Source organism: Acinetobacter sp. WCHAc060033 (assembly GCF_004209125.1).
In the GTDB taxonomy this organism is placed as follows: Bacteria; Pseudomonadota; Gammaproteobacteria; order Pseudomonadales; family Moraxellaceae; genus Acinetobacter; species Acinetobacter wuhouensis.
This window is the reverse complement of record NZ_SGSW01000124.1, coordinates 1-2,089: the sequence shown is the minus strand read 5'-3', so window position 1 is coordinate 2,089 and position 2,089 is coordinate 1. Positions and strand designations below refer to the sequence as shown.

At 37.9% G+C, this 2,089-nt stretch carries 2 protein-coding genes; both read left to right on the top strand.

The window, feature by feature from the left end; genetic code table 11:
* Window positions 1–3: 3 nt before the first annotated feature.
* Window positions 4–1,074, top strand: coding sequence for an ATP-binding protein (locus EXE10_RS20720; protein ID WP_130114579.1), 1,071 nt, complete (start codon window positions 4–6; stop codon window positions 1,072–1,074).
* The coding region (locus EXE10_RS20715) for a hypothetical protein (RefSeq protein WP_130114578.1) at window positions 1,071–2,089 on the top strand (1,019 nt) is incomplete at its 3' end. The genes EXE10_RS20720 and EXE10_RS20715, both read left to right, overlap by 4 nt.

The window sequence follows — 2,089 nt, the reverse complement described above, 5'->3', positions numbered from 1 at the left end:
ATCATGACTGTATTCTTTAAAAAAGCACAGCGTAAAAATGCAAAACTCCGTTTAGCAATTGCAGGTCCTACAGGCTCAGGTAAAACCTTTGGTGCGTTAATTCTCGCTAAAGGTATTGGTGGTCGTATTGCTGTGGTTGATACTGAAAATAGTAGTGCTGAATTGTACGATGACATCGTTGATTTTGAACATGCCAACCTACAACCACCTTACTCCCCTGAAAAATTTATTGAAGCTATTAAGGCAGCTGAAAATGCAGGCTTTGATACATTAATTATCGATAGCATCACACATGAATGGTCTGGTGTTGGTGGTTGTCTCGAAATCGTAGATAAATTAGCTTCTACAACATTTAAAGGAAATAGCTGGGGTGCATGGAGTCAAGTTACTCCGCGTCATCGTAAATTTATCGATGCAATTCTTCAGTCAAGTATCAACATCATTGTGACATTGCGCTCAAAAATGGAAACAGTGCAAACCAATGATAATGGCAAAAAGAAAGTTGAAAAAATTGGCATGAAAGCCGAACAGCGAGATGGTATTGAGTATGAATTTACCACTGTACTAGATCTCACTCATGACAAAATCGCAATTGCGACAAAAGACCGTACACGCCTGTTTCTTGAATCAAGAATGCTGAGTGAAAATGATGGTGCAGCCTTGAAGCAATGGCTTGTTTCAGGTTCGGCGGATGCCTGTATTACTGGAAATCAATATTTTGAGTTGGAAGCACTCATGCTTCAAGCTGGTATTAATATTGAAAATTTCTGCGCTAAACGTGGGCTTAATAGTCTTCATGATGTTCAACAGCAAAAGTTTGATGAAACATGTAATGGTATTCAAACAATCATTCAGCGTAACAAACAAGCCCATCAAGACAATGAGCAACAACTTCAAGCTGAAAATGATGCACGCCTTGATAGCGATTACCAATTAGCACTCAAAGACATTAAGAATGCTTCGAATGCAAATGTTTTGAATCGTCCAGCAGATTATTTCCGTGGTACCAAATACGAACAACAAATTCTTAATGCATGCCAAGCAAAGTCAGACATGGAGGGATGGTCAGCATGAATATATTAAATGGTAATGAAGCATTCGCAGCCTTAATGTCTGGTAAAAATATTATGTGCCGCGCTGCAGGTGAATTGATGGACTTCACTGATTTAGATCAATTCCCTGCCACAGTTTTTGCAATGCCTGGTTATGAATTTTGCATAAAGATTGATTTTATTGAATTGGCTGGTATTAGCTTTCTCAAACCTTTTTCTATCGATGAATTAGTCGCTGATCAAGAAATCTATATTTGTGAAAATTACAGTCGTATCACTAAATGCCAATTCATCCCAGATCGAGTTGAAATGCGAGATGCTGTTATATCAGGCTTTGTTCAGCGTGATCGTGAAAATGCGGCAAATCAAATTAAAGCAATTCAAAAAGCCCTTGGAATTGAAACAGAAATCTATTTTCAGGAAGTCGATTACAAGGAACTTTTAGCTGCTTTAGCTACAAAAAATCGCGAACCTAAAAAGCGTGAAACTCGCAAAAAAACAGATGTGAATCTTGATGTAGCAAAAACAGTTACACCTAAAGGCACTGAAAGCACGGATGAACCATGGGGAGAAGCTAAAAATAATACGTCTGAAGTTGTTGAAACACATAAACCTAATAGCCGCCCTGCTGATGATATTAGAGGTTCTGTCTGTAATTTAAATGATGCACCTCCTAAAGAAGAAATAAAGCCTGTTGTTGAGCAATCTACTGCTGATGACCTTTATGCTTCATTCGAGTATCAAATTGAGCAAGCTACTACAACTGAAGATCTTATGAAGATCCGCTCTACTTTTTCAGCAAATGGAACTTTAAGCGATGAGCAACACAAAGACCTTAATGAGTGTTTTAGTGGGAAACTAGCTGATCTAAATACATCTGGTATTACAATTATTGCGCAAGGTCATATTGATATTATTGAAGATAGTTTGAGTAATGAGGAAATCGTTCAGAAAGCCAATGAAGACCAATATCAAAAATTACTTGCAGAATTAATTGAACGCGCTCAAAAAGCTGGATCTCCGAAAGAAGCGAATGC